General features: G+C 63.8%; 21 protein-coding genes and 2 tRNA genes. 16 read left to right on the forward strand and 7 right to left on the reverse strand.

Translation table 11 applies throughout. The annotated features are described in order from the left end of the window. Nucleotides 1-248, forward strand: a 248-nt coding sequence (locus GT613_RS01700; RefSeq protein ID WP_161172484.1) for an SH3 domain-containing protein, incomplete at its 5' end; no start/stop codon positions are given. 99 nt (nucleotides 249-347) lie between these two features. Here GT613_RS01700 and GT613_RS01705 read toward each other — a convergent pair. Both GT613_RS01705 and GT613_RS01710 read right to left on the reverse strand, forming a co-directional pair. Continuing rightward, nucleotides 348-434: transfer RNA gene (locus GT613_RS01705), tRNA-Leu, on the reverse strand. A gap of 68 nt (nucleotides 435-502) precedes the next feature. Next, nucleotides 503-1,333 (reverse strand): CPBP family intramembrane glutamic endopeptidase, encoded by an 831-nt coding sequence (locus GT613_RS01710; RefSeq protein WP_009608463.1) that lies wholly within the window; start codon nucleotides 1,331-1,333, stop codon nucleotides 503-505. Nucleotides 1,334-1,368: 35 nt separating this feature from the next. Here GT613_RS01710 and GT613_RS01715 point away from each other — a divergent pair, with 35 nt between their 5' ends. Next, nucleotides 1,369-2,142: a TraX family protein gene (locus tag GT613_RS01715; protein WP_009608492.1), complete on the forward strand. Its 774-nt coding sequence runs from the start codon at nucleotides 1,369-1,371 to the stop codon at nucleotides 2,140-2,142. Nucleotides 2,143-2,209: 67 nt separating this feature from the next. On the opposite strand, the gene GT613_RS01720 is transcribed toward GT613_RS01715, so the two are convergent. Both GT613_RS01720 and GT613_RS01725 read right to left on the reverse strand, forming a co-directional pair. Then, entirely contained in the window at nucleotides 2,210-3,559 is a 1,350-nt protein-coding gene (locus GT613_RS01720; RefSeq protein WP_035584603.1) for an LCP family protein, read from the reverse strand. A 275-nt stretch (nucleotides 3,560-3,834) separates the two neighbouring features. Then, complete coding sequence (locus tag GT613_RS01725; protein ID WP_009305358.1) at nucleotides 3,835-6,069, reverse strand: MurT ligase domain-containing protein; 2,235 nt, start codon at nucleotides 6,067-6,069, stop codon at nucleotides 3,835-3,837. Between the two features lie 600 nt (nucleotides 6,070-6,669). Here GT613_RS01725 and GT613_RS01730 point away from each other — a divergent pair. The 14 genes from GT613_RS01730 to GT613_RS01795 all read left to right on the forward strand — a co-directional run bounded on the left by GT613_RS01730 (nucleotide 6,670) and on the right by GT613_RS01795 (nucleotide 19,743). Further along, nucleotides 6,670-7,734 (forward strand): polysaccharide deacetylase family protein, encoded by a 1,065-nt coding sequence (locus GT613_RS01730; protein WP_015761499.1) that lies wholly within the window; start codon nucleotides 6,670-6,672, stop codon nucleotides 7,732-7,734. Nucleotides 7,735-7,926: 192 nt separating this feature from the next. Further along, nucleotides 7,927-9,201 (forward strand): ArsB/NhaD family transporter, encoded by a 1,275-nt coding sequence (locus GT613_RS01735; RefSeq protein ID WP_009305360.1) that lies wholly within the window; start codon nucleotides 7,927-7,929, stop codon nucleotides 9,199-9,201. Nucleotides 9,202-9,312: 111 nt separating this feature from the next. Further along, nucleotides 9,313-9,388, forward strand: a tRNA-Thr gene (locus GT613_RS01740). A gap of 90 nt (nucleotides 9,389-9,478) precedes the next feature. Beyond that, complete coding sequence (locus tag GT613_RS01745; protein WP_009305361.1) at nucleotides 9,479-10,309, forward strand: LytTR family transcriptional regulator DNA-binding domain-containing protein; 831 nt, start codon at nucleotides 9,479-9,481, stop codon at nucleotides 10,307-10,309. Between the two features lie 200 nt (nucleotides 10,310-10,509). After that, complete coding sequence (locus GT613_RS01750) at nucleotides 10,510-10,740, forward strand: hypothetical protein (protein WP_009305362.1); 231 nt, start codon at nucleotides 10,510-10,512, stop codon at nucleotides 10,738-10,740. Between the two features lie 209 nt (nucleotides 10,741-10,949). After that, nucleotides 10,950-11,801 carry a CPBP family intramembrane glutamic endopeptidase gene (locus GT613_RS01755; RefSeq protein ID WP_009305363.1) on the forward strand — a complete coding sequence of 284 codons (852 nt, stop codon included), beginning with the start codon at nucleotides 10,950-10,952 and terminating at the stop codon, nucleotides 11,799-11,801. A 227-nt stretch (nucleotides 11,802-12,028) separates the two neighbouring features. Continuing rightward, a complete protein-coding gene (locus GT613_RS01760) occupies nucleotides 12,029-12,871 on the forward strand; it encodes a stress response protein nst1 (RefSeq protein ID WP_009305364.1) in 843 nt (280 codons plus the stop codon). A gap of 110 nt (nucleotides 12,872-12,981) precedes the next feature. Then, nucleotides 12,982-13,467 (forward strand): universal stress protein, encoded by a 486-nt coding sequence (locus GT613_RS01765; RefSeq protein WP_009305365.1) that lies wholly within the window; start codon nucleotides 12,982-12,984, stop codon nucleotides 13,465-13,467. Nucleotides 13,468-13,584: 117 nt separating this feature from the next. Next, a complete protein-coding gene (locus GT613_RS01770) occupies nucleotides 13,585-14,295 on the forward strand; it encodes a response regulator transcription factor (RefSeq protein WP_009608468.1) in 711 nt (236 codons plus the stop codon). After that, a complete protein-coding gene (locus GT613_RS01775) occupies nucleotides 14,283-15,878 on the forward strand; it encodes a HAMP domain-containing sensor histidine kinase (RefSeq protein WP_009608407.1) in 1,596 nt (531 codons plus the stop codon). The genes GT613_RS01770 and GT613_RS01775 overlap by 13 nt, the downstream gene beginning before the upstream one ends. A 68-nt stretch (nucleotides 15,879-15,946) precedes the next feature. Then, nucleotides 15,947-16,765, forward strand: a complete 819-nt coding sequence (locus GT613_RS01780) for a TVP38/TMEM64 family protein (RefSeq protein ID WP_009305368.1) — start codon at nucleotides 15,947-15,949, stop codon at nucleotides 16,763-16,765. Between the two features lie 126 nt (nucleotides 16,766-16,891). Next, nucleotides 16,892-18,154: a UV DNA damage repair endonuclease UvsE gene (gene uvsE / locus GT613_RS01785; protein ID WP_009608514.1), complete on the forward strand. Its 1,263-nt coding sequence runs from the start codon at nucleotides 16,892-16,894 to the stop codon at nucleotides 18,152-18,154. 315 nt (nucleotides 18,155-18,469) lie between these two features. After that, entirely contained in the window at nucleotides 18,470-18,841 is a 372-nt protein-coding gene (locus GT613_RS01790; protein ID WP_009305370.1) for a demethoxyubiquinone hydroxylase family protein, read from the forward strand. 89 nt (nucleotides 18,842-18,930) lie between these two features. Then, entirely contained in the window at nucleotides 18,931-19,743 is an 813-nt protein-coding gene (locus GT613_RS01795; protein WP_009305371.1) for a family 1 encapsulin nanocompartment shell protein, read from the forward strand. Between the two features lie 61 nt (nucleotides 19,744-19,804). Here GT613_RS01795 and GT613_RS15630 read toward each other — a convergent pair whose 3' ends face one another. The 3 genes from GT613_RS15630 to GT613_RS01810 all read right to left on the reverse strand — a co-directional run bounded on the left by GT613_RS15630 (nucleotide 19,805) and on the right by GT613_RS01810 (nucleotide 24,870). Further along, the gene (locus tag GT613_RS15630; protein WP_161172485.1) at nucleotides 19,805-21,052 is read right to left on the reverse strand and encodes a Fic family protein; all 1,248 of its coding nucleotides are present in this window, start codon (nucleotides 21,050-21,052) and stop codon (nucleotides 19,805-19,807) included. A gap of 152 nt (nucleotides 21,053-21,204) precedes the next feature. Next, nucleotides 21,205-22,929 carry an AarF/ABC1/UbiB kinase family protein gene (locus GT613_RS01805; RefSeq protein ID WP_009608467.1) on the reverse strand — a complete coding sequence of 575 codons (1,725 nt, stop codon included), beginning with the start codon at nucleotides 22,927-22,929 and terminating at the stop codon, nucleotides 21,205-21,207. Nucleotides 22,930-23,211: 282 nt separating this feature from the next. Beyond that, a complete protein-coding gene (locus GT613_RS01810; protein WP_009305374.1) occupies nucleotides 23,212-24,870 on the reverse strand; it encodes an FAD-dependent oxidoreductase in 1,659 nt (552 codons plus the stop codon). Nucleotides 24,871-24,919: the final 49 nt, after the last annotated feature.

Genomic DNA, 24,919 nt, shown 5'->3' on the forward strand with positions numbered 1-24,919 from the left:
CAGCCGAGAACGACTCTCCGCAAGCCTGGGACGGTTCCGACGATGGCGAGCAGTCCGAGGAGATCGGTCACGACCGAGCCGTCGTATCGGCGGCGCACGGCCTGAACATGCGCGACGAGCAGAACGGCAACGTGATCCACGTCCTGCCCCGCGGCGCAGAATGCGACGTGCTCGAGCGCGACGGGGAATGGTGCCGCGTTTTGTACAGAGCGGAAGGGTGGGTGCGCAGCGAGTTCCTGTACGGCTGATGCCCGTATAAGCGTATTTCGGTATACCACTTGGTATACCACCTGGTCAAAAAAAAGGTCAGAAGCCGATGTTTTTGGCTTCTGACCTGGTGTTTCAGATGGTGCGGGCGAGAGGACTTGAACCTCCATGGGGTTGCCCCCATACGGACCTGAACCGTACGCGTCTGCCAATTCCGCCACGCCCGCACAACAAAGGCTTCTTATCGAAGCGAGTGAACATGATACCTGAGTTCATGGATCGTGACAAGGAGAAATTACACGTTCTTTGAATTTTTCCGAAAGCTACGAAAAGCCGCGTGCGCCGCGGGAAGCAGGAGCACGGTCGAGACGGCAAGCAGAACGAAGTCGATCGGGTTGCCGGTAACGTAGGTTTGCTGCAGGTTTCCCGCCAGCAGCTGCGGGCCCGCGTACAGGAAGTTGAACGCGGCGTGCACGGCGACGAGCGTCCACAAGTTGCGCGTTCCGAAGTACATCGCTGCCATGAACAGGCCGAACAAAGCGGCTTGCACGGGTTTGCACGCCGCCTGCGCAACCGCGACGAGATCGGCGGCATCGACGGCCGAGGCAACTTCGCCCAGCGACACGTGCAGCGCGCCGAACAGCACGGCCGACACGAGAGCCGCTCGCAGCATGCCGCGTCGGCCTCCTCCCAACGCCGGAGCGAACGCATCGAGCGCCAGCACCCGGAAGACGCCCTCCTCGAACACGGCGGTCAGCAGGCAAAGCGCGACCACCAGCATCACGTGCAACGGGGAGGCGTCCAAAGCGGCTCCTTGCGGTTGCACGACCAGCGATGCGAGTCCCGCAGCCAAACCCACGGCCAGCACGTACAAGGCCCACGCGAGCAAACCGCGCCCACCGCAAAGGCGCGGCGCGCGCAAAGCCCGCGGCCGCGACGCCGCCACAGCCGCAAGCGCGACCGCAGCCAGCGCCGCGCCCTGCGCGAGCGACCCGGCGAGGGTGTCGCCGGGAACCAGCGAGAAGCAGCACGCCGTAGCCACCAACGCCGCCACGAACACGGCGGCGCGATGGTTGCGCGCGCAACCGCCGTCCTCAAGCCCCATCGTGGAATTCGCGCGCGTCACGCAGCCTCATCGCCCTTTGCCATCGAATACATCGTATGCAGGCAGTATACTGGAACGCCATGAGCACCACGTCGAGCATATCAGCAGCTTCCCCGAAGCGGGGCGTTTCCTCGTTCACGCTCAAAGTCGTGGCCATCGTCGGCATGACGTTCAATCACGCCTGCTACATTTTCTATCCCTACCTGCCCGCCGAGGCGCTGCTCCTGCTGTTCGGGTTCGGTGGGCTCACCTTCCCCATCATGGCGTTTCTGCTGGTGGAAGGCTATCATCATACCTCGAACATCAAGCGGTACGCCGGTCGGTTGCTGGCGTTCGCGCTCGTCTCGCAGGTGCCGTACGGCCTGTTTCTGGCGCACAACCTCAACGTGCTGTTCACCCTGCTCATCGGCCTGGGAATTCTGTACTTGTACGACACTATGGAAAGCCGCGGCGGATTCTGGCTTGCTGCCGCAGCACTGGTAACGGCCAGCGCGCTGTGCGACTGGGGGATCATCGGGCCGCTCATGATCCTCATGATGCGCGCGATCCCCGACCGGCGCCAGCGCATCGTGTTGCCCCTGCTCGTGCCCATCCTGGGCAACGGCCTTCCGGCGCTCTCCGACTACATGGCAGCGTTCGACCCGGCGCTGCTGCCGTTCGCGCTGTACCCGCTGCTGGGTTGCACGGCCACCATCCCGCTGCTGCTCGCCTACAACGGCTCGCGCGGCCGCCCGATGAAGTGGCTGTTCTATGCATACTACCCCGCGCATATTCTGGTGCTGGGGTTGGCGAAGGGGTTGCTGCTGGGCGATTGGACGCTGGGACTGTAGAGGCTGATGCCGCACGGGATCCTTCGACTCCGGCGCTGGCGTCTCCGCTCAGGATGACAGAAGACGGCTACTTCCAGTCGCTTCCCAGCACCACGAGGAAATCGCTCTCGAACAGATACGATCCGTCGTTTTTCATGGCTTTTCCAACGCCAAGAGCATCCGCGATCTCCTGCGCGCGCGATGCCTTCGCCTCATCGTCGTAAATCACCAGCGTCTTAGGGTAGTCGAAGCTGTCGGCATTGCCCGACTCCACCGAATAGCCCAGTTCCTCGATGCGCTCGGACGCCTCGGTGCCTGCGCCGGTGATGCCGTTGCCGTTGCGCACCGCCACGCTGCCCGTGCGCTTCGCTTTTTTCTGCGTGCCGTCCTCGTTCGTGCTGGAATGCGTCTGGCCGCTGCCGGTGGTTGCCAGCACGGTGTTCGACATCTCGTCGACGATGTCCTCGTCGGTGGGCGGAAGGCCCTGGTTAACGCGAGTCATCATTTTCTTCCATTCGTCGACGTTGTTGATTTCGTACCAGACGTCGTTGATGTACTTGGACGTAGTCGGCTCCATGGCCGAATAGATGTCGGTGGCCGGGTCGAGGCCCTGCATCGTCTGCGCGAGGCCGATGATGTCGGAAATCTCGAGATCCGTAGTCACGTATTGGGAAAGCGCCTGGACGGTGGATGCCATCGTGGCCACGTCGGCCGACAGGATTTTCTTCGCGATGGCGGACAGGACGAGACGCTGGTTCGCTGCACGGTAGGAGTCGCCGTCGCCGTACTCGTCGTAGGCATGGCGCGAACGACACAGGATGAGCGCCTGATCGCCGCTCAGCGTCTGCAGCCCGGCATCCAGATGGCCGCCGGCATCCTCGTCGTCGATCTCCATCGGAACATCCACTTCGACGCCGCCCAGCGCATCGACAATGTCTTTGAAGCCGTCGAAGTTGATCTCGGCATAATGGGAAATGGGCACACCCGCCAACTTCGATACGGTTTTCACCGTGAGAGCGGCTCCGCCGATGGCATGTGCAGCGTTCAGCTTGTTCTGCCCGTATTCCCCCATGTCTACCAGGGTATCGCGGTGGATGGAGACGAGCGTCGCCTTCTTGTCCACCGGGTCGATGCGCGCGAGGATGATGCTGTCGCTGCGGAACTGATCGCCGGCGAATTCCGCCGACGCTTCGCGGTCGTTCGACCCGTCGGTTCCCATGAGCAGGATATAGAACGGCTCGTTCGCCAAATCGGTTTCCACGAGCGCATTGCGCAGCTCGGCGCTGACGCCGTCGTGAAGGTTTCCCGAGAGTACGTTGTAGTACGCGAACGCAGCCCCCGCCCCGCCCAGCACCAGCACGCCCACAACGGCAAGCGCGATAACCAGCGTGCGGCGACGAGAGCGTGCGCGCGTGCGCTCGTAATCGGCTCGCGACACGCGGCGCGGCGTGGGAGCGGATTCGCCTTGAACGCTGGGGCGACGACCCGGTTCAGTCTGACGGGAGCGGCCGTACGAGGAGCGGGAAAAACGCTCGGTGCTCGCAGGGCGCCGTTGAGGGCTGCGTTTGTTGTCCATTGCGCCATTTTCGCGGCAGCGCTCTACCCGCGCAACCGCCTCCATCGGTTTACTAGGAAAAGCCCACAGGGCAGCGCAGCGGAAGCGGTGTCATCCCGAGCGAGCACCAGGTTGACGCCGCACCGGCGAGCTTCCCGCTACCTGTGCACTCCCAGCTTCTTGACCATGGCGTCGTTCGCATCTTGCTCGACGGCGTCGTCGAGCGGCGCCAACTCGATGGCCGGCTGGCCCGTTCGCGATGCGAAACGTTGGAGAGCGCGTGCGAGCAAATCGTCCGCAACCTCGGGGTTCTTCGCCAGCAGCGGGCCATGCAGATACGTGCCCACCACGTTCTTGTAGCGCACGCCGTCCTGCTTGTCGGCATCGTTGTTGCCGTGCCCCGTGGAAGACGCCACGGCGCCGAAGGGCTCGACGCCCGCGCCGAGGTGCGTGCGTCCCGCATGGTTCTCGTAACCCACGACAGGGCGCTTCGCCAGCGGCGAGGTCAGCACGATGTTGTCGATGAGCCGGTCGCCGGAGCCGCCCGCCGCACGCTCGGTGGTCATGTCGACGATGCCCAGGCCCTGCACCACCTCGTCGCCCAGCAGCCACTCGTGGCCGAGAATCTGGTAGCCGCCGCAGATGGCCAGCAAGACGCCGCCGTCCTCCACGTAGGCATGCAGCTGCTCGCGCATGTTCATGAGCTCGGCCGACGCCAGGCGCTGCTCGCGGTCGGGGCCGCCTCCCAGCATGACGAGGTCGACGCCGGAGAGGTCGATGGCCTGGCCGTGGTTGACGCGCTTGACCTCCACGGGGATGCCGCGCCAGCGCAGGCGCTGTTCGAGGATGCGCACGTTGCCACCGTCCCCGTACAGGTTGAGCAGGTCGGGGAAGAGGTGCGCGATGGTGAGGGAGGCGGCGGGCGCAGGAGTCTCCCCCTCTCCTGGCGCGGAGACGGAACGGTCGCCCCCACAGCCATCGCCCGCGCCATGGGGGCGGGGGAAGCCCTCATCCGTGCCATGCGGGTTGGCGGAATCCTCGGCCGCGGCGCCCGCCGCGCCGTGGCTGGTCAGCACCGCATGCACCGGGGGCAATGCGGTGTAGTTCGCGATCAGGTACGCGTTTTCTTCGGCCGACAGGCTGGCTATGCGCGCCAGCAGGTCCTCGGCATCCGCAACCACCTGCGATTCGATGCCGGCATACTTCAAGCGCACCTGCATGTCGTTCGCGCGCAAGCCGCCCGCGAACACGGTGAGCTTGGCCGGATCGTCCGCCAGCTCCTCGAAGTCGATATCCCACAGCCACGACACGTCGCGGCCATCGCCCTCCTTGTCGTTCACGAAGAAGGCTACCACCTTGTCACCCGCGTCCTGCGCCACGATCTTGAGGTTCTGATTGAAGCCGGTGGGGTTCTTCGCGAGGTTCAGCAGCACGCGCCGACCGGCGATGTCAAACGTTTGCAGGCGCCCGTTCTGCGGGTCGAAGGCGTCGATGGCCTTCTGCAACGCGGGAAGCGGGCAACCGGCGAGGCCGGCCGCGGCAGCGGTTGCCAGCAAGTTGTACACCATGTACGCGCCGGTGTACGGCGCGGCGATCGAACCCGCGGCTGCCCCCTCGCCGTCCCGACGCACGTCGAACGACAACCCGTTCAGGCCCAGCTTCACGCCCGTTGCCGCGAAGTCCAGGGCGGAACGCGCGAACCCGCAGGTGGGACACGAGAACGATCCCAGTTGCCCGTACTGGCGATAGTCGTATTCCAACATGGACGAGCAGCGCTGGCACATCTGCGCGTCGGCCACCGAATTCTGCGGCAGCCCCAGGTCCTCGTCCACGCCGAACGCGATGGAGGGGTTCGCCGCGCGCTCGGCGATGCGGACGCACAGCGGGTCGTCGGCGTTGTACACCAGCACCGTGTCCGGCGACTTCTCCAGCGCGCCCACGATGCTGTCCTGGATGCGGTCGATCTCGCCCACGCGGTCCAGCTGGTCGCGGAACAGGTTGAGCAGCACCACGTAGGTGGCCTGCAGCTGCGGCAGGATCTTCGCCAGCCACAGCTCGTCGCACTCGAACACGCCCCAATCCGACGGGCCGGCGTGCAGCAGCGACGTCGCCACGCCCGAGTCCAGGTTCGCGCCGGTCCGGTTGCACACCACGCGCTGGCCCGCCAGCTCAAGCGCGTCGGCCAGCAGGTTCGTCACCGTGGTCTTTCCGTTCGTTCCAACCACGCACACCGAGCCCTGCTCCAGCTTCGGCGCGAGGTCGGCAATGAGACGCGGATCCACGTACAGCGCGATTTTGCCCGGGAAGTTCGCGGCGGGACGGCGGAACACGTTTTTGAGACCCCACGTTGAAACGGCGCTGACGGCGCGCGCGCCGGCGAACTGCAAACCCATAGGTCATTCCTTTCGATCACGTTGCGTTCAGTATAGTGGTTCCACCGCACCCCGCACGCCGCCCCCGCCCGCACTGACACCCGCCCTCCATACAAATTTCAGGACGAGCAGCGCCAGCGCAAAGCTCACTCGTCACCCCTCGTCAACCTAACAGCCGCTTCAACCAAAAGAAGAACCGCGCCCCGATTTATCCTCAACTAAGCTTGATGCCGCTATACTGATGAGATAAGGTGATTGTGCAGCCGTCGGCCGAAGCACGCGGCCGCATGCACCCGGCGACCCAGGAAGGTTATGCCCGAACGCAATTACGACGACGCTTTTTTCCAGCATTCGAATGACGAGCGAGCTTCCCGTCGTTCCGATGAGTCGACTTCTCCAGGTTCACGACCACACCAGTACAACACCAGGCAAACCGCACGTTCCACTGCCGCCCGCTCCCGCCTGAACGCAACACAGCAGCAACCGCGCAATGCGGCATCCTACCAGAAACCAGGACGTTACCATCGACCGCCGGGCCCCGAACAACCGAGGCGGCGCGCTGTTGGAATCATTGCCAGCCTGCTCGTAGTGGCCGCTTTCGCCGTTGGAGGGTACTTCGTCGTGCAGAGCCTGCCTGCCTCCATAACCCTCAATGGAGCCAACCTGGAAGTAGGCGGTCACAAGACGTTGGAAGACGCGCTGCGCGCCAGCGGCATCAAGCCGAAACCCGGCGATTTCGTTGCCGTGGACGGCTCGGTGATCGAAGCAGGAAAGGGCGAGCCGTTTCACGCCACCGTCAACGGCGAAGTCGCTACCGACATGGATACGAAGCTGAACAACGGCGACGTGGTCGAACTGGGCGACGGCAGCGCCATCGAAGAGCCGAGCGAAACCGCCGAGGAAAGCATCCCCTACTCGATCGAAGAGGAAGGGCGCGGACCTATCCACGTGCTCGAGGGGCAAGGCGCCGACGGATTGAAGCGCACGAAAACCGGCTCGGTCTCCGGCCTGACGACGGAAGAAGTCGTGCAGGAGCCTTCCAACGTGGTGCGCCGAAACGTTTCGCCGCAGGTAGGCGAGGACAAAGTGGTGGCACTCACGTTCGACGACGGCCCCTGGCCCGAATCCACCGCCGCAGTGCTCGACGTGCTGGCCGACCAAGGGGCGAAGGCCACATTCTTCACCGTGGGCAATCGCATCGACGGAGAAGGCGTCGACCTCGTAAAGCGCGCAGCAGCCGAAGGCCATCAGATATGCTCGCACTCGTTCGACCACGCGGCGGGCGACGGTCAAAGCGTGAACCTCGGCTACATGACGCCTGAGGATCAGGTCGCCGAAGTGCAGAAGGGCTACGAAGCCATCGAAGCCGCCACCGGCGCCGAAGCCAGCCATGTATTCCGCACGCCGGGAGGCAACTACGGCGAAGGCGTCATGCGCAATGTCGGGCCGCTGATCAGCGCGGAAATCGGCTGGAACATCGACTCGCAAGACTGGCGCAAGCCCGGAGCCGCCGCCATCGCCAACCAGGTGAAAAACGCCTGGCCGGGCGCCATCGTGCTCATGCACGACGGAGGCGGCGACCGATCGCAAACGGTCGAGGCGCTCAAAGACGCGCTCCCCTATCTCAAGTCGCAGGGCTACCGCTTCGTCACCATGGACGAGCTGCTCGGCTATCCGCTCTCCTAAACCTCGCTTCTGCCGCTCGCCGGACGAAGGCCTCCTTTGATCTTCTTCGGGATCGTTCGCCGCGAGACGTCGTGCCTTTGGCGACAAACATCATCGAAACCACCTGTTTCCTCAACATAGACATTGCTATAGTAAAGTACGTGGGCCGCGCATGGGTGCGACCGTTTCAGAAAGAGGGGTCGGCGGTGCTTCATGGACGTTAGCCAAATCGTTGCCGTTGCTGTGTTCGTCGTGGTCATGATCACCATCATGACCGAGAAGCTGCACCGGTCGCTCGCGGCCATCACGGGCGCGATGATCGTGTTGGCCCTGCATGTCATGCCGTTCGACGCGGCCATGGAGCACATCGACTTCAATACCCTGGGCGTGCTGCTGGGCATGATGCTGTTCGTGTCGGTAGTGAAGCTGTCGGGTGTGTTCGAGTTCCTTGCCATCAAGTGCGCACGACTTGCAAAAGGCGACCCTTGGAAGATCATGCTACTGTTCGTGCTGCTCACGGCCGTACTTTCAGCATTCCTGGACAACGTGACCACCGTGCTGCTCATCGGGCCCATGACGCTGACCGTATGCAAACTGCTCGACGTCAACCCCATCCCGTTCTTCATGACCGAGATACTCGCGTCGAACATCGGAGGCACCGCAACGCTCATCGGCGATCCGCCCAACATCATGATCGGCTCGGCAGCCGGATACTCGTTCTTCGACTTCATCCTGTACGATGCGCCCGCCGTGGCGATTATCCTCGTCGCGATCCTCGGCGTGTTCTACGCGCTATACGGCCGCAAGATGAACGTGGACGACGAGCACAAGGCCCGCATCATGGAGCTGGACGAGCACGCGCAGATCAAGAACCGGCGGCTGCTGAAGCAAAGCGTGGTGATGACCGCCCTGGTGGTGGTCGGGTTCATGGCGCATGGCGCGTTGGGGCTGGAATCGTGCATTATCGCGCTAGGCGCCGCGGGCATCATCATGCTGATCTCGGGCGAAAGCATCGAGGAAGCGCTGTCGAACGTGGAGTGGACCACGCTGTCGTTCTTCGCCGGCCTGTTCGTCATCGTGGGCGCGCTGGCCGAGACCGGCGTCATCGGCATGCTGGCGAACGGGTTGATCGACGCAACCGGCGGCAACGTGTTCATCACCATGCTGGTGCTGCTCATCGGCTCGGCCGTGATCTCCAGCTTCCTGGACAACATCCCGTTCGTGGCCACGATGATCCCCATCCTGCTGGCCATGGAATCCACCGGCATGGACGTCACGCCGCTGTGGTGGGCCGTGTCGCTGGGCGCCTGCCTGGGCGGCAACGGCACGCTCATCGGCGCCAGCGCCAACGTGGTGCTGTCCGACATCAGCAAGAAGCACGGGTACGAGATCACGTTCGCGAAGTTCTTCAAGACCGGCTTCCCCATCATGCTGCTCACCATTTTGATAGCCGGCGTATACCTGGTGGTGCGCTTCCCTCCAGCGTAAGCGCACGGGCGCGAGGCGCAACCGACACGAGCGAAAAACTCGCCTCAACCCCTTGCAGGAGCGCGGGGGTTCGGATATACTGCTTACTCGCGCTTCGCTTAGAAGCCGTATGCCAACGTGGCTCAGCTGGTAGAGCAACGCACTCGTAATGCGTAGGTCAGCGGTTCGAATCCGCTCGTTGGCTCCAGAAAAAGAATGCAGGTCAGGCGATGAGAGTTGCCTGACCTGCTTTTGTTTCCGGAGTTTTTCTTTCAGCGCCCTGGAAGGAGATGAGCTCATGTCCAAAGCGAACGGCAGCGAGGCGCTCGTCGCTGAACAGCTCTCCAAAGATCGCGCCGTCATCGAGCTATGCAGACGATCGCTCGTCAACCATTTCGTAGTGCGGGACATGGATGCCGCCTTAGCTTATATGGCCGACGATGTTGAATGGCTGGGTCCGTTCAGCTGTCAAACCGCCTCGGACAAGAAGACCATGGAAGACATCCTACGACCCGAGTACAGCATACGGCTCGCATTGGCAGACGAGCGTTGGCGCGCCCGTAAACGCGCCAACACCTGGATCGTCTCGGCACGCTATACGCTGCTCGTCGTGTCGGCCGGCGGAGAGCGCAGCATGCCGTTCAAGCAACATGCTACCTACGTATGGGCCCCTACGCCGGACGGACCTCGCATCGTGCATCTGCACGTGTCGAACGCCACCGATGCGAACCCGCTCTTGCCTTCGCTCGATCCTGGCCAGAACGCCATCGAATTCCTGTACGAGCACTTCGATGCCCAGGGATCCGGCGCCGGCAAGCTCAGCTTCCGAGACACGGACGGAGACGTTCACGTTCTGCATCCCAACGAACTGTACGCTATAGAATCCGACGGTCCACGCTGCGTCATCAGGCATGCGCACGGAAAGTTCGCGGTGCGAGGCGCCTTGGCAAGCCTGGAAAAGGAACTGCCTGCAAAGGACTTCCTTCGCTTGCACCGCAGTTGTCTGGTGCATCGCGGGCGCATCGCCAGCATCGAGGATCATCAGGCGCTGCTCGACGACGGCTCCTCCTACCCCATCGCGGAGCGACGCAGCCGGGAGATCAAGCAATCGTTCGAACTGACCTTGTAGCACACCTCGTCGCGCGACGCCGACCTCTCCCGCGCAACATGCCAGAGCAATCTGCCGACCGCTGCGTTCGTTGCGTTTGAACGGGCATTCGTTCTCAGGGGATCGCTCTTTGCCGGCGGTTCGATCTATAATCCAGTGGTATATGGGGATTTCGGAATAGGAATGTTCCGCAATGCGATCGGAAGGGCGGCGATTCGATCATGATAGACGACGAAAAGCTCGCCGCCTGTTTTTCCGACAAAGGTATGGAGCTTGACGATGACGACCTCGACCAGGCATCGGGCGGTATTAGCTGCCCCGACCAGATCGTCTTCTTCTGCACCAGATGCCATGAAGCGAAAACGGTCACGAAAACCAGCAGCGCGCTGATATGCCCCGATTGCGGTACGCCGTTCGGAGCCTCAACTTCTCCGAATCCCGATCCAACGTAGGGAGAACCAAGGGACGGTACCGGCAATGGCAAGAGCGACGGGCGTTGAGAAGCCGTATGACAAGCTCTTCCACCGATGGGACTCTTCGAAAGAGGTCGTTCGTTTCGTTTGAAGGGGCGTTCGTTCCGCGCATCTGAAAATCGTCCTGCTACCCGGTTACAATCTCGCATGCTTCATTATTTCGACCCTGCCAATGAAAGAGGAACCGCATGTCGACGATACGCACGTTTGCACGATCCCATCCGCTGCTCGTAACCGCCGTCGGGCTCGCCATCGGACTGGCCGTGATCTGGTTCGTGCCATCCGACGGGTCTTTGGCGAACATGATGTTCATTCGCCTGGGATTGACCATCGTCATGTTCGCCATCATGGCCGTCGCGGCAGGATGCAACATCATCGTGCCCAACGCCAAAAGCATCGGCCTCTCGTTCAAGAAGTCTATCTACCCGTTGGTCGTAGCGCTGGTCATGGGCGTGTTCGTTCTGCTCGGCACCGCAATGAAAAACGAGGGGATGGTGTCCGACTGGCCCTTGCAGCTGGCGCTGGTCATCATGCTCTGCCTGCTTGTGGGCACGTTCGAAGAGGGCTTGTTCCGCGGCATCGTTTTCAGCGGGCTGCTGGCTCGTTTCGGCGAGACGCGTCGAGGTCTGATCGGAGCCGTGATAGTCTCATCGCTGATCTTCGGCTTCGTCCATGTGACGCCGTCCATCATGAACGGCCAAGTGGTCACCGGTTTGGACATGGCCCAAGCGGCGCTCAAAACCCTGCAAGCCGGCATCCTGGGCGCGTTTCTGGCCGCCCTGTTCCTGAAAACGCGTAACATCTGGGGCATCGCGCTGGTTCATGGCCTCAACGACCTTTTCGTGATGCTGGGCGACGCGCTTTTTTCCGGCACCACGTCCACCACGTACGTCAACAACGACGCGATGATGGCCAGCGCATCAGTCGTCATGTACGGGGTGTTCTTCCTGCTGTACATCCCCATCATCGTCTCGACGGTGCGCATGCTCAAGCAAGTCGAAGTCCCCTGCAAAGGCCCCTTTGCCGATAGGTGGTCTTGAGCGACTTTGAATCCGCGCGAAGCCCCAACGGCTTCGCGCGCTATCTTTACTCGCGAAAACGACCGCCTTTCCACCTAAGGTTCACGCTCTTTCTCGCGTTGCTGCGCTAACTCGGATCACCGTCCTTCTTCGTCCTCCTTACGCTTCCGCTAACGGAATAAGCGCCGAGCGTTACCGGTGGTACTATCGCCGGACGACCCGACCGAAGGCAACCGGAGGAGCGCGCCATGAAACCTTACTACGAAGGCTGGTACATGAAACAGCAGCAAGGCGAAGACGTGCTGGCCGTGATACCGGGGCGCGCGCAGGACTCCGCATTCATCCAGGTGGTCTCCAACCGCGGCTCGCGCTTCTTGCCGTACCCCCTGGAGGCGTTCGACCGCACCGACGGCAGCATGCGAATCGGCGACAGCTTGTTCACGCCGTACGGAATGCAGCTGCGCATCGACGAACCGGATTTCGAGTTGGTAGGAAGCGTTCGCTACGATCATCTGCTGCCGCTGCGCTCGGACATCATGGGGCCGTTCGCCTACGTGCCCATGGAAACGAAGCATACCGTGTTCAGCATGCGGCACCAGGTGACCGGATCGATCCGCCTCAACGGTGACGCGCTAGATATTCGCAACGGCATCGGCTATATGGAAGGCGACCGCGGCCACACGTTTCCCCGCAGCTATTTCTGGATGCAGTGCCTCGACGTTCGACAAGACGCCTCCGTCATGCTGGCCATCGCCGAAATACCGCTGGGTCCGATCCGCTTCACCGGCTGTATCGGCATAGTCGCGCTCGGCGAGACGGAATACCGCTTCGCCACGTACCGGGGCGTGCGCATCGTGGAGCATACGCCCACGATGGCGGAAGTGCGGCAGGGCGATATGAGCCTGCGGGTGGAGGTGCTTGACGATCGCGGGCACAAGCTGCAAGCACCCGCCCAGGGTCTGATGGATCGCACGATTCACGAAAGCCCTTCCGTACCCGCGCGTATCCGCTTCGTCAAGGGCGGCGAACCTCTTTTGGACGAGATGGAGTCCCAAACAAGCTACGAATTCGTTTCCCCCGCTTCGGCGTAGGGACCGGACGCCCCCTTTGCGTGCCTCGCGGAGCCGATCCCCGCCGCGTTCGCCCGCACGACGCTGGTATACTGGGCGTATCGAGCAACCTTCGCGAGAGAGGATGCACCATGCTGTACGACAATATTATGATCCCCTACGACGGATCGGCTTCGTCCAAAGCAGCCCTTGCGGAAGCGGTGCGGTTCGCGAAGGACGACCCCGGACTGACCCTTCGCATCGTCCAGATCATTGACACCGATCAGCTTGCCATCGACAAGCTGGAAGCCGAAGGGCGCGACGAACAGACCGTCGCCTCGTCGGCGATGCTCCAGAAAACCTACGAGGAGGTCACCGAGGAAGCCAGCAAGGCGCTGCATCGCGAAATAGACCCGCTGCTGAGCGGCCTCATGAACAAAGTGTACATCGAGCTTTTGCAGGAAACGCAGCCGGGCGGGCAAATCGTGACGTACGCCATCGACAACTTGTGCGACCTCATCGTCATGGGCTCGCGGGGTCTGGGCGCGTTGCGCGGCATTTTGGGCAGCGTCAGCAGCTACGTGCTGCGCAACGCCGACGTTCCGGTGCTCATCGTCAAGGAAGGCACGAACGAGTAGGACGAGCTGTCATCCCGAGCGAGCGGCGCCCAGGGGCTGTTGATGGTTTCTTGACATTCTCGTGCTATGCTCCTCCGTATATGCGCGGCAAGACGAATGCGGAGGAGCGAGAAGAACGTGAGCGAACAGAAAGCGGCCATCGAGCGGAACGGCGAGGCCACGCTGCTGGTGGTCGACGACGAGCCGGAAATCGTCGCGCTTTTGGACGAGTACTTCACGGGTTTAGGCTACCGCGTGCTCACCGCCGAAGACGGGGCAACCGCGCTCAAACGCGCCGAACAGAGCCCCGACCTCATCGTGCTGGACGTGGGCATGCCGCTTATGGACGGCTACGCCGTGTGCCGCCGCCTACGCGAGCATCTCACCTGCCCTATCCTGTTTCTCACCGCACGCGTCGAGGACGTCGACGCGCTGGAGGGCTTTGAAGCCGGTGCCGACGACTACGTGCTGAAACCGTTCTCGTTAGCCGTGCTGGGAGCGCGCGTGAAGGCGCATCTTGCCCGCGACAACCGCCAGCACGTGCGCGCCGAAGTACGCTTCGACGGCGACATCGCCATCGACTACCGCTCGCGCACCGTGACAGCGGCCGGACGGCCGGTGGAGCTGACGCGGCGCGAGTTCGACATCGTCGCATTCCTGTCGAAGCATCCCGGCCAAGTGTTCGATCGCGACCGCATCCACGAGCGCGTAGGCGGTTGGGAAAACGAGAGCGATTCGCAGGTGGTGACCGAGCACATCCGGCGCATCCGCAAGAAGCTGGCCGCAGCGGGCGCCGAACCCGACCCGGTGGAAACGGTATGGGGCATGGGGTACCGATGGCGCGCGTAAGGGGCGCCGAACGCCTCGACGCCTTGCGGGCGCGTTGGCACCACGCGTCGCTCAAAACGTCGTTCATGGTGTACATGCTGGGGTTCTTGCTGCTGGCGCTGGTGATGTCCACGGTGACGGCCGGGATGTTCAGCGGGTTGCAGCACCGGGTGATCGCAGACGCGTACGAAATCTCGGGGCTCTACCTCTACGATGCGCACAACCGGACGCTCGTTCCCGCGCGCGCCGTGGATATCGACGAGAACGGCAGCAGCGTGTTCGTTCAAACCGTGCGCGGCGAGATGACCGAGATGCCGCTGACAGACTTGTCGTCGCTCGTGGAGATCACTGACGCGAGCGATTACCAGTACTCGCCGGGGACGGCGTATCTGTATGGTTCCGCCAACGACGACGCACTCAGCGTCGAAACGCCCGAAGCGCCCGACCAAACCGAGCTCACGCCCGCCGAGCTGCCCGCCTATGACGCGAAAGCGCGCGATCGGTTCGATGCCTGGCTGGCTGCCAACCCTGATAGCCCCTACACGTCGTTCTTCGACGGAGACAGCCAGGACGGCAACACCGTCGGACTGCTCACTTCCGCAGTGGGTTACTACGTGAACACGCCCCCATCGGAGGAGGCGCAGGCGCTGTCCTCGGCACTCGAGCTGCTAACGTTCCTCATGTTCCCACTGTGGTTCGGCCTATGCATCTTCGCAGCGGCGCGGCGCTTCTTCGGCAAGCGCCTCCAACCTGGATTCGATGTGCTCGACCGAGCAGCGTCCAACATCGCCGAGCAGAACCTCGAGTTCTCCGTGTCGTACGATCGAGATGACGAGCTGGGCCATCTAGCTTCGTCGTTCGAAGCCATGCGCGCCTCGTTGGCCGAATCGCAGCGCGCGCTGTGGCGCACGGCCGAGGAGCGCAAGCGCCTGAACGCCGCGTTCGCGCACGACCTGCGCACGCCGCTCACCATCCTCAAGGGCAAGATCGAGCTGCTGGACGCGCACGTGCAGTCCGGCAACGTGCCCGCCGATCGCCTGACGGCCTCCGTCGCCTCGCTGGCCGCGCAGGTGGAACGCCTTGAGCGCTACGTCGCCGCTATGAGCGGGCTGCAAAAGCTGGAAGACCGCGCCGTCGTTGCGCGCCCGACCAGGTTCGACAGCGTGGCGGGCATGGTGGAGGACGCCGGAACGGGGCTTGCTGCGCACGCCGACCGGACCTTCGCGCTGTCGGTGAGCGCACGTTGCGACCGCGAGCGGCCAGAGCTATGCGTGGATCAGGCCATCGTGGGCGAGGTGGCCGAGAACCTGCTGAACAACGCCATGCGCTATGCGTCGTCCCAAGTGGACGCTCGCCTCGACGTGCGTGACGGCGCGCTGGTTCTCATGGTGGAAGACGACGGGCCGGGCTTTTCGAACGCCGCGCTCGAACGCGGTTGCGCGCCCTTCTTCAGCGAGGTGCCCTCGGCAGAGCATTTCGGCCTGGGGCTGAACATCGCGTCGCTCATGTGCGAGAAGCACGGCGGCGGCGTAACGCTGGAGAACCGCGAGGGGGGAGGCGCGCGCGTGGTCGCGCGATTCTCCCTGGATTTCTGCGCCGAGTAGACAGTCGGTAGATATTTGCTCCGTACCATCGGAAGCGTACCGAACGCACCCGAGAAACGGAGCATCCCATGGAAGACACCGCCCCGCTGCGAACTTCGACCGTCACCCTGCCCCCGCTTCCTCGTACGCACGGCAACGCTCCCGATAACGCGACGATCGCGACGGACCGGCGTTCCCTGCTGAAGAAGCGCGCTGCCGTGATCGTCGGGCTGCTGGCCCTGACGGCGGGGCTCGCAGGGTTCTGCGTCCTCTACGGGCCGGAGCTGCTTGCCTTCGTTGCCGACGCTCCGCGCTTCCGCGCCTGGGTGGACGAAACCGGCTGGATCAGCCGCATCGTGTTCGTGCTGGCCAACATGGCGCAGGTCGTGTTCGCGTTCCTGCCCGGCGAACCGCTTGAGCTGGGAGCGGGCTACGCGTTCGGCTTCTGGGAAGGCACGCTGTGGTGCCTCGTGGCCAGCGCCTTGGGAACCGCGGCGGTCATGGCGCTCGTCCGCGCATTCGGAATCCGCATCGTCGGCTTGTTCTTCTCGCCCGACAAGATCACGTCGATGCGCTGGCTGCGCGACTCCCGACGTTTCGAAATGCTGCTGTTCCTGTGCTTTCTCATTCCCGGGACGCCGAAAGACCTGCTCACCTATGTGGCCGGACTGGGATCTAGCTCCATCGGACGCATCGTGGCCATCACCACGGTAGGTCGCATCCCCTCCATCGTCTCGTCCACGCTGGCGGCGGGCGCGTTCGGCGACGGCAATTACCTGGGGGCGGCGCTCGTGATCGCACTGACGGCGGTGCTGGCCGCGGCGGGCGTGATAGCGTACCGGCAGCTGGCGAAGCGCAGCGACGCGGCCGAGGATGCGGCCTCTAGCGCTGACGCAATGGGAGCCTAGGCGCGCGCCGAGCGCCACTCCGTCACGGGATCGTGCTCCGGCGGTGACCTGGGCGCATCCCGCTTCCCTCCGCACGCGCGTAAGATGAGCCATCGTAGCGCGGAAACCGGATCGAAGGGAGGCGTCGTGAGCATCGGGTACGCATCGAAGACGCTGGCAGCGCCCGGCGCGCGCATGCAATCGGTGGTGCAGCGGCTGGCGACGCCCGACCGCCTGGCGCAGGCGATCGACGGCAACCTGCGCGCGCTGGACGCCGCCCTCGACTACCAGGCGAAAAACGGCATCCACCTGTTCCGCATCAGCTCGGACGTGATCCCCTTCGGGTCGAGCCCCGTGAACGCGCTCGATTGGATGCGCGACTTCGAGCCGCATCTGGCCGCGCTCGGGCGCAAGGCGCGGCGCCATGGCATCCGGCTGAGCATGCACCCCGGCCAGTACACCGTGTTGAACTCGCCCGATGCCGACGTGGTGGAGCGGGCGAAGCTCGACCTGGCATACCACGCGGCGTTCCTCGACGCGCTCGGGATGGATGCGAGCGGAAAGATCGTGCTGCACGTGGGCGGCGCGTACGGCGACAAGCCTCGCGCGCTCGAGCGGTTCGCCAACGCGTACGCGACGCTGCCCCTCGCGGTGCGCCGACGGCTCGTCATCGAGAACGACGACCGGCTGTTCACCGCCCAGGACGTGTTGGCGCTCAGCCGTGCAACCGGAGCGCCCATGGTGTTCGACACGCTGCATCACGAGCTGAACCGCGAGCCCGACGCGCCGGACTGGCGAGCGCTGTTGGACGAGGCGGCCGCCACCTGGAAGCCCGAGGACGGCGCGCAGAAGATGCACTACGCGCAGCAAGCCCCTGGTCGCAGGCCGGGCAGCCACACCGACACCATCGAGCTTGCGCCCTTTCTCGCGTTCTACCGATCGCTCGCAGAGCATCGGACCGACAGCTCCTTCGGCATGCCCGACATCATGCTGGAAGTGAAGGACAAGAACCTCTCCGCCATCAAATGCATCCTCTGCACCAGCGAGCACGGCCGCTTCAGCCGGCTCGAACGCGAATGGGCGCGCTACAAGTACGCCGTGCTCGAACACGACCAGGCAGCCTACCTCGCCCTGCGGGCGCTGCTCAAGGACAAGCGCACGTGGCCGACCGTTCCGTTCTACGAGATAGTCGAACGCGCGCTGGCCGCACCTGTGGAACCGGGATCGTTCCGCAACGCCGCGCAGCACGTATGGGGCTACGTGGCGCCGCACGCCACCGCGCGCGAGCACGCGGCGTTCGAGCGCCTTCTGGAGCACGACGATCGCCCCGCCGCGAAGCGCAAGCTGCACGCCCTCGCCGAGAAGTACGACCAGCCTTACCTGTTGGAGTCCTACTACTTCGTGCTGTAGCCTTCTTTCGACTTGCGCTTGCGAGGATGTTTTACGCGAAGCATCGGACGACGCCCCTTCGTCGTGCCCTGACGGCGATGCGAGGCCCCGCCCTTTCCTCAGCCGCAGCGAACAAGGGCGCTTGAGCGCTTCGCTCGCTTGGGCAAACACCGCCGAGTAGGTTCGTTTATAACGTGTAGTTATTGAGAATAATTATCAATAATAATGGTATCGTTACATTTCAATCCTGATTATCGGAGTATCATATCGGGCAGAGAGAAGACCTGAACCACCGCCGATCACGGCGGCGCGACGAACATGAAAGAGAGGGATCGTATGCCCAGTTTCCCCAATCCGTTTGCAGGCAACGTCGACCGCAAGATGACGAACACCGAGCTCATGCAGGCGCTCCGTATCGACATCGCGGGCGAGCTTGAAGCCATCTTCCTGTACGACGCCCACTATCAGGCAACCGACGACCCGGCCGCCAAGGCCGTGCTGGCCGACATCCGCGACGAGGAGAAGGCCCACATGGGCGAGCTCATCACGCTGATGCGCCACCTCGACCCCACGGAGACGGAGTTCTTCCTGGAAGGCGAAGGCGAAGTGCAGGAGAAGCTGGCCGAGCTGGGCATCAAGACCGACGGCGAAATCGCCCCGGCGCCCGCGGAGCCCGCTCCCGCCCCCACCGTCGGCGACCTTTCCTAACGCAACCGACTTCCGGCGCGCAGCCGCCGACGAATGTTTCACGTGCAACATTCGTACGTGCTGCCGCCTTCTCAAGAAAGGAGTCCCTCATGGACTATCTCGCTCGCGAATCGGCCGACCTTTCGGACGGCCTGTGGAACCGCATCGACGAAACCGTTATCGGCACCGCCCGCGCCCAGCTGACCTGCCGTCGATTCCTCAAGGTGTTCGGCCCGCTGGGCGCCGGCGTGACCACCGTAGCCGTCGACGGCGTGAACAAGGAAGAGGTGCTTGAGGACGGCATCGGCCGCATCGTCGGCCGCACGCAGCTCGAGCTGCCGCTGTTCTACGAGGACTTCACCCTGCTCAGCCGCGACATGGAGTATGCCGCGCAGACCGGCTACCCGCTGGATCTGTCCGTGGCCATCGCCGCCGCCAAGAAGGCGTCGCGCCGCGAGGACGACCTCATCCTCAACGGCAGCAAGGCGCTGGGCACCGACGGCCTGCTCACCGTGAAAGGGTCGTCGAAAATCAAGAAGAGCGACTGGTCGCAGGGCGAGAACAGCTTCGCCGACATCACCGCCGGCGTCGCCCAGCTGGCCAAGACCGGCTACCTGGGCCGCTACGCCCTCGTTGTGTCGCCCGATCTGTTCCTCGACCTGCAGCGCTTGCAGCCGAACACCGGCCTGCTGGAGATCGACCGCATCAAGAAGCTCATCGGCGACAACGTGTACATGACCAGCGTCATGGGTCCCGGCAAGGCCGTGCTCGTGTGCGCCGAGCCCGAGTATCTGGACCTTGCCATCGGCCTGGACCTGTCGGTGGGCTACCTGGAGCTCGCGGACTTCAACCATACGTTCCGCATCATGGAAACGGCCGCCCTCCGCGTGAAGGACCCCGCCGCCATCGTGGTATTCGCGTAAACGCGCGGCGCACCCGCAACCCGCACCGCACAAGGAGCCGGCAATCGCGCCGGCTCCTTTTTCATGCAAGATCCTCGATGCCGAACGCCTCTTTGCCGTCGTCGCTCAGCTTGAACTTGAGCGGGCGCAGGGAAACCGCTTCGACGAAGTTTGCGCGTTCGAGCTCGAGCGCGTACTTGCGAGCGCTCTGGGGCGTGACTTCGAGATAGGCCGCGATATCGCGGAGGGTCACTTCGGGGCTCGACCCGAAAAGCGCGACCTGCACCATCTGATACAGCACACCGCAGGCGCGATCCGACAGCGCCCCACGAAGCCGGATCTCTTCGAGACGGCCCTCCGCCGTCGACAACGCGTCGCGGCGCGTTCCCAATTCTGCGACAAGCTCTTCTTGCGCGATTCGCACCAAGTCCATCATCTGGAGCACGAAGAAAGTAGCCTCGCCGTGGTTGAGCGGATCTTCCGTCACCGAAAAGGCCTTGTAGTACGCTCCTTTGTGCTCGGCTATGACACGGCAGAGCGACAGCGTGGTGGGCAGTGACAAGGGATTGCTCAGGTAGAGGGCCAGCAGGAACCGTCCCGTTCTTCCGTTGCCGTCGTAGAACGGATGGATGTACTCGAACAGGTAATGGGACAACAGCGCGCTGTACACTTCGGGCATGTCTTCAGACGACACGAGGTCGATCATCTTGTCGAGATACGACACGATGGCGTCCTCCGGCTCGACGCCCCGATGAACCACGCGATCGGTTGGCGCCTTGATATCGACGCCGAATTTGCGGAACAGCTGGCCGTCGGGAGCGTCCCCCGCTTTCAGCGTGCCGGCGACGACCGCGTCGTACAGCGCGCGGATGTCCGCAGGCGTTTCGGGCAGGGCGACATCGCCGCCGCTGGCAAGACCAAGATATAGGTTCGCGAACTCGATGAACTGCTTCGTACGACGATCTTCCCCGTCGCCCCCCTCGATGCCTTCGAGCGCTTCCTCTATCTGCTTGCGCGTGCTTTGAACGCCTTCCATCTTGTTCGTGCATACCACCTCGTCGACGATGAGGTTGCGCACGTACGCGCCGCATGCGATGCCCGGCAGATCGCGCCACAGCTGCGAGACCTTGCGCTCGGTACGGAGAATTTTCTCGGTGGCGATTGAAAGCTCGCGAGGCACGGCGAGGAACAGCTCGTCGGCGCCCACATCGATCCCGGTGCGAAACGACGAAGGGGCCGTCAGACGCGTCTGCGCTTCATGCTCGTTCTCGCTCTTGCGATTGCTCGATGTATTTTCGTGAAACAGTCTGTCGAGCCTTTTGTAAGACAAAGTGCACCCTCCTCCGTCTCTAATCATGAATTCTGATGACTTTTCATGATTATAACGTCAAAAGGCACATTCTAATCGTGATAATATCATATTTTTCACGATTAGAGATATCTCGTCTTCTTTCTAGTACTAAAAGTTGCTGCTTTTCACGATTACAGCTTCTCCTCGTTCTTTTGCCTGTGGCGGATGACGAGGTTGCGCCACACCACGTAGGCACCGAGGACGAACGCGCCCACGTAGCCCAACACGCCCAGCAGGGGCACGCCCAGAAACTGCGGGTGCATGTTCGTGGTAGCAAGCAGGCTCGATCCGATGAACAGCCCGGCGGAGATGAGCGCCATAGCCACCGTCCCGCTGACGGAGTAGAGCGCGGCGATGGCGTCGATCGGGATGCCGAGGTCGGCGCCGACGCGAACCTGGCCGCGATCGATCATGTCGAGCGTGTGCGATGCCTGGGTGGGCAAGCGCACCGCGGCCTGCGCGGACGTCGCCGCGGTCGAGACGAACTCGCGCGCCTTGGTTTCGAACGCCTCCCAGGTGCGCTCGCGGCGCTTCACGTGGGCGGCGATGATGTCGATGACGCTGGTGTCGGGCGCGATGTCCACCAGCACGCCCTCGATGGTGACCATGCCGCGCGCCAGCAGGGTGAACGAAGGCGGCAGCGCCAGGTTCTGCGTCTGCAGCACGCCGAACACGTCCATCAGCGCCGAGCCCACGTTGATGTCGGCCAGGTTCACCGTGGTGTACGAGACCAGCAGGTTGCCCAGCTGGCTGAGCAGCCGCCCGTGGTTGACCGGCCCCTCCGAGCGCACGGCGCCCAGCAGCGCTTCCATCAGCGCATACGGATCGTTCTCGGCCACAGCGCGGAACATGCGCCCGATCAGCGCGCGCTCGAGCGCCGACAGCTGGCCCACCATCCCCAAATCGATCCACACGATGTCGTCGCCGCGCACGAGGATGTTGCCCGGATGCGGGTCGGCATGGAAGAACCCGTTGTCCACGATCTGCGTCACGAAGCTCTCGGCCAGGCGCTGGCCCAGCTTCGCCGGATCAAGGCCCATAGCGCGCAGGGCGGGAACGTCGTTGATCATGGGGCCCTCGACGAAGTCCATGACCAGCACGTCGTCGGAACTGAGGTGCGGATACGGGCGCGGGCTTTCCACTCCCGGCTGATCGTCGAGAAACTGGCGGAACCGCACGAGATTGTGCTGCTCGACGCAGAAGTCAAGCTCCTGGCGCGTCGTGCGCTCCAGCTCGGTGACCAGGTCGTCCAGCGACAGCTTGATGCCGTCGGTTGCACGGGTGAGCCCTACGAGCGCAACCGCCTGGCGGATGAGCGCGAGATCCTGCGTCATCTGCTCCACCACGTGCGGTCGACGCACCTTGATGGCCACGTACGACCCCGCCTTCGGAGCGTCGGCAGGCAACGGGACCGCCGCGGCGCCGGTGCCCGCTCCCGCATCGCCAACCGCATGCGGCGCGATGCGCGCCCGGTGCACTTGGGCGATGGACGCCGATCCGAGCGGCTTCTCCTCGATGCACGAGAACGTTTCCCGCCACGGATGCCCCAGCGATTCCTCGATGGTGGCGAGCACCGTGGAGAACGGCATGGGCGGCACGTCGGCGCGCAGCCGCTTGAACGCGTCGGCGTACGCGGGCGGGATGACGTCGCTGCGGTTCGCCGCGATCTGTCCCATCTTCACGAACGTCGGCCCCAAGTCCTCAAGCAAGCTGGTCGCCTTTTCCGGCGTGAGGCCCGACAGCACGCGATGCTGCCGCAGGATGCGCTCGATCTCGCGCAGGCGCCTCCCCGACCCCGACCCTTTGTCGCGTCGCGCCTCCACGGCCACCTGCGCCACTTCCTTGAGCGTGGCCACGCCGCACCTCCTCGTCTCGCCTGTTCAACCTACATTCGACAGCCCAGCGTACCATGGCACCATGCGGCGAGTGCACCGGTTGCCCAGCGGTTATCGGACGGATGCCGAGCCGGAGGAAGACGGGCGGAAACGCACGCCGCCCCGGCCTGCGCAGACCGGGGCGGTTGAAGGGGGCGCGACGCGGAGGGAGGGGAGAGAACGCGTGCGCCCCGTCGGATTGGATGATCGGTCGAGCGGCCGGCATGCGGGCGATCCCGCATGCCGGGCCGACGCCATTGCCGCTTACGCGTCGATCGTCTCGACGGCGTACTGCCCGGCCAGACGGCCGCCGCAGTAGGCGCACATAAGCGAGTAGCCTTCGTAGTCGCAGTACGGGGCGCTCATCAGCGTGCCGTTGTCGGCGCCGGCCACGTACAGGCCGGGGATGGCCACGCCCTCGCCGTCGATTGCTTGCAGACGGTCGTTCGTGCGGATGCCGCCGATGGTCACCCATGCGCTGGGCTCATACTGGAATGCGTAGAACGGGCCGGTGGTCACGGGCTGCAGGAAGCAAGCCGGCTTGTAGAACTGCTCGTCGTTGCCGTCGGCGCAGTAGCCGTTGTACTCGTCCAGCGTCTCGACCAGCTCGGGCGCGTCGATGGCCTGGGCCAGCGCCTCGATGGTGTCGGCCTTGAAAGCCCAGCCGGCGCTCACGGCATCATCGATGCTGCCCTGCACGTTCTCCAGCGGCTTGTCCTTGAGCGTCATCATGCCGGTGCGCCAGTTCACCTCGTCGGCGCCGCACAGCGTCCACGCGTCCTTGCCGGAATTCAAACCGTCCACGTACGCCTGGTCGACCACCGCGTAGTACTTGCCGCCGACCAGCGAGATGGCCCCGCCCAGCGCCAGCGGCAGATTCGCGAACTTGCCCTCGTTCGAGAAGCGGCGGCCCTGGTTGTTCACCAGCAGCGTGCCGTAGATGCCGATGGTGAACGCGGCGCTCTTGCGGTCGTACAGGCCGTCGGCTTTCTGGTTGGAGCCGGTGAACTCGTTGCCCGCGATGCCCCACTGCGTGGACAGCTGACCGCCCGCAGCCTGCACCATGTCGATGCCCTCGCCCACGGACAGCACGTTGCCCAGCGGGTTCACGAAGGTGCCGAACTTCTCGCGCATCATGTCGACGTTGCCCAGGAAACCGCCCGTGGCCACGATGACGGCCTTCGCCTTCACGTCGGTCACGCCGTCGCCCTCGCACTGCACACCCGTGCATGCGCCGTCTTCCATGATGAGGCGCTTGCCCGCCGTGTTGAACAGGAACTCGCCCCCCTTGCTTTCCACGAACTCTTGGAGGGGCTTCATGCGATCCTCGCCCTTGGCCTGCGTCTTCGAGTCCTTCGGGTCGCTCTGGAAGTTGGCGCGCACGGACGCATGCCCTGCGCCGTAGTTGTCGGGACGCAGGCCGGTAGGCACGCCGAAGTCGTCGGTGAACTGGTCGACCGTCTCGCCGGAGATGGCGACGGCTGCCTTGACGGCCGCAGCGTTCGTGGACCAGTGCGCGTACTCCATAATATGGTTGAAGGCTTCCTCCACCGTGAACTCGACGCCGGCTTCCTGCTGCAGCTTCGAGCCCACCATGAACGGGCCGCCCGCCAGCGAGCCGTTGGCCACGCCCACGTTACCGCCCTTCTCGATGACGACGACGCTCTTGCCGGCGCGCACGGCTTCGACCGCGGCCCACATGCCCGCGCCGCCCGCGCCCACGATGGCGATGTCGCATTCCTTCGTCTGATCGGCGGTCTGCATCGCGGAAGCTGCGTCGTCGGTCGCGCCCTTCGCGTCGGCGTTCGCGCTGCTTGACGCTTGCGGGGCGCATCCGGCAAGCGCGGCCGCGCCGCCCAGCGCCGCAACGCCGCCCAGCGTGAGGAAGCTGCGACGAGAAAGCCCGTTCTTTAAAGTAGCCATGTGAGGTCCCTCCTAAAGGATTCCCTGTGCGCTCGACCGTTCCGATCGA

This window comes from Eggerthella sp. BIOML-A4 (genome assembly GCF_009875575.1).
Taxonomy (GTDB): Bacteria; Actinomycetota; Coriobacteriia; order Coriobacteriales; family Eggerthellaceae; genus Eggerthella; species Eggerthella lenta.